Origin of the sequence: Daejeonella sp., assembly GCF_049655485.1 — a bacterium.
In the GTDB taxonomy this organism is placed as follows: Bacteria; Bacteroidota; Bacteroidia; order Sphingobacteriales; family Sphingobacteriaceae; genus Daejeonella.
Genome location: NZ_JBASJU010000375.1, coordinates 1 through 3,501 on the forward strand (window position 1 = coordinate 1; position 3,501 = coordinate 3,501).

General features: G+C 42.9%; 3 protein-coding genes. All 3 read left to right on the forward strand.

The window, feature by feature from the left end:
* The first annotated feature begins 204 nt into the window (after nucleotides 1–204).
* Entirely contained in the window at nucleotides 205–771 is a 567-nt protein-coding gene (locus tag WBJ10_RS15485) for a DUF3347 domain-containing protein (RefSeq protein ID WP_424291900.1), read from the forward strand.
* Nucleotides 772–776: 5 nt separating this feature from the next.
* Complete coding sequence (locus WBJ10_RS15490) at nucleotides 777–1,235, forward strand: heme-binding domain-containing protein (RefSeq protein ID WP_276348916.1); 459 nt, start codon at nucleotides 777–779, stop codon at nucleotides 1,233–1,235.
* Nucleotides 1,236–1,242: 7 nt separating this feature from the next.
* On the forward strand, nucleotides 1,243–3,501 hold a 2,259-nt coding region (locus tag WBJ10_RS15495), incomplete at its 3' end, for a multicopper oxidase domain-containing protein (protein WP_424291902.1).

The window sequence follows — 3,501 nt, forward strand, 5'->3', positions numbered from 1 at the left end:
TTAAGAACCCCTATTACGGTAGCGCTATGCTTACCTGCGGGAAGGTTGTAGAAACTCTTAAATAATTCTAATCCAATGAGGCCATAGGTGCATTGTATCCTATTGGCTTTACTCTGGAAGTTAATTCACTAAAACACTCATAAAGCTATTCCGGTCGCTCCCTTAAAGAATGTCGCCGGTAAAAATAATTTTAAAACTAAAAACATGAAAACAATCATCTTAAGCTTAACGCTCGTATCAATACTTTTTGTTGCCTGCAACAATAATGGATCCAATAAACAAGCCTCTGATAGCACCGCATCAGTAGTGAGTACGGACGAGCAAACAACCGAAAATAAAATGCCCGCAAGCGAAATATTGACTGGCTACCTTAAACTCAAAAATGCGCTTACAAATGACAATGATAAAGAAGCTGCTGCAGCTGCAATTGAGGTTGCTAAGGCCTTTAAGGATATGGATAAAACAGTATTAAATGCTGAACAGAGCCAAGTGTATACTGATGTGGAAGCCGATGCCATAGAGCATGCCGAACATATTGCTGCCAATGCAGGTAATTTGGTTCATCAGCGTGAGCATTTTGAAACCTTAAGCGACGAGGTGTATGAGTTGGTTAAAGCGACTGGTGCAGGACAAAAACTGTATTATACCAACTGCCCAATGTATAACAACAATAAAGGCGCAAATTGGCTGAGCGAAACTAAAGAGGTGAAGAATCCTTATTTGGGACTGGCTATGTCAACCTGTGGTTCGGTAAAAGAAGAGCTTAATTAAATTCGATGAGCAGAATAAAAATAGGACTAATTGTCTTATTGGTTATTCTGGTTGCTATTCAGTTTGTTCAGCCTGCACGCAATCAAAGCGTGCAGGCTTCAAGCGGGGGCATAGCCAGCGTAATCAATGTGCCCGAAAATGTACAAGCTATTTTGCAAAACTCCTGCCATGATTGCCATAGTAACAATACCCGTTATCCGTGGTATGCTACACTGCAGCCCGGAGCATGGTGGATGGCATGGCATATAGAAGAAGGAAAAGCGGAACTGAATTTTGACGAGTTTGGGAACTATTCCAAACGCAGGCAGCTCAGTAAATTAAAAGTCATAAAAGGATCTATTGAAGACGAAAGCATGCCCCTGCCTTCTTATACCTATATGCACAAGGGAAGCATTCTTTCAAAGACTGATCAAAAATTATTAATTGACTGGATAGAAATAGCCAGGAATGAAATTTCTAAATAAAATAATTATGAATAAGCTACTATTACTGCTCATCATGCTTTGGTTCCAGCAAGTGCTGTATGCGGAGCATCCGGCGCATTCACATTCCGTATTCGCCTCCATGCAGACTGTTTATACATGTCCAATGCATCCGGAGGTAAAATCCGGCAAACCCGGGAATTGCCCTAAATGTGGGATGAAACTGGTGGTTCAGAAAACAAAAGCCACTAAGCCCTCAACACCTGCACCGGTTAAAAAAGCCCCAGCGCCAAAACCGTCAAGCCAGGGCACTTCGACAGCTCCTGCAAAAAAGCCTGCCCCCCCTGCATCGGCGGTAGTCTATACCTGCCCTATGCACCCGGAGGTTACCTCAAATAAACCGGGGAATTGTCCCAAGTGTGGAATGAAACTGGTTGTTCAGAAATCCAAGCCCACCAAGCCTTCGACACCTGCCCCGGTAAAAAAAGCTCCTCCAGCGAAAACGGGTAATATGGATGGGATGACCATGCCTGCCAAAAAGGAAGCCGTCCCAGCCGAAACCAAACGGGTTTCAGACCCCTCTGGCGAACATCAAAACATGGTCATGCCCGCTAAAGACAGTACGGAAGTGATGGAAGATATGGACGCTATGCAAATAGCTAAAGCTAATCTTGGGCCCATCAAAACCATTTTAAACTCTACTCCGCCACGAACCGTGAGATATGATCTATATATTGCCGATACCATGGTGAATTTTTCAGGCAAATCCAAAAGGGCTATTGCCGTGAACGGACAAATTCCAATGCCTACACTCACGTTCACCGAAGGAGACACTGCTTTAATATATGTACATAATCGATTGAAAGAAAATTCTTCGCTGCATTGGCACGGACTTTTTTTACCAAACAAAATGGATGGGGTTCCTTTCCTTACACAAATGCCTATAAAGCCCGGCGCCACTTATTTGTATAAGTTTCCTATAATACAACACGGCACACACTGGTACCATAGCCACAGCGGCCTTCAGGAGCAACTTGGGATGTACGGTTCGTTTATCATGAACAAGAGAGAGGAATGGGACATACCAACAATCCCTGTTATTATTAGTGAATGGCTGGATATGAAACCAGATGAGGCCCACCGTAGCCTACATGCTGCTACTGATTGGTTTGCCGTTCAAAAAGGTGCTGAGCAAACTTATTCAGAAGCAATAAAGTTGGGTTGGTTTAAAACAAAGGTGAAGAACGAATGGAAGCGGATGAATGCGATGGATTTAACAGACATCTATTATGATAGTCTTCTAATTAACGGTAGAAATCAAAGCCACCAACCACAATTTAAAGCTGGTGATAAAGTAAGGTTGAGGATAGCAAACGGTGGAGCTTCCGATTATTTCTGGCTTAGCTACTCTGGTGGCAAAATTACAGTAGTAGCAACCGATGGCAATGATGTTGAACCGGTAGAAGTTGACAGGTTGATAATAGCTGTATCAGAAACCTATGATGTTGTTGTAACTATTCCTGAAAACAAGAGTTACGAATTTTTGGCAACACCGGAAGATCGTACAAAATTTACTTCTCTGTGGCTCGGGAGCGGCCCGAAAGTGCCTGCTGTAAGATGGAACCGACCTAAATATTTTTTAGGTATGAGGATGATGAACGATATGATGGATATGAATGGTAACCTGGTTGAGATGGATGGAATGGCGATGAAAAACCAGATCATGGATATGAACACGGTGATGTATCCGGAGATTACAGGTGAGGAAATCCGCAGTGCCTCAAAGGTACAGAGTATGGAGAAGAGAGGGGCTGGTAAGAAACAAACTACTCCTATTACAGAAAACGGTGAAGTCGCAGTAGATAATCGCATGGACCCTGCCAGCTCCAATATGGCTGGTATGGAAATGGCTAAAAACAACTCCGAAATGGTCTCACTTAATTACGAGATGTTGCGGGCACCTGAAAAAACCACATTACCCAAGGGCCCTTGGAGAGAGATAAAATTTGACCTGACGGGCAATATGAACCGTTATGTCTGGAGCATTGATAACAAAGTAGTGTCGGAAAGCGATAAAATACTTATAAGAAAAGGTGAAAACGTAAGAATAATTTTGTTCAACAACAGTATGATGCGTCATCCTATGCACCTGCACGGGCACGACTTCAGATTATTAAGCGGCCAAGGTGAAAACGCCATCATGAAAAACATCATTGACATTATGCCCATGGAAAGAGACACCATAGAATTTAACGCAAATGAACGGGGTGGTGACTGGTTCTTTCATTGCCATATTTTATACCACATG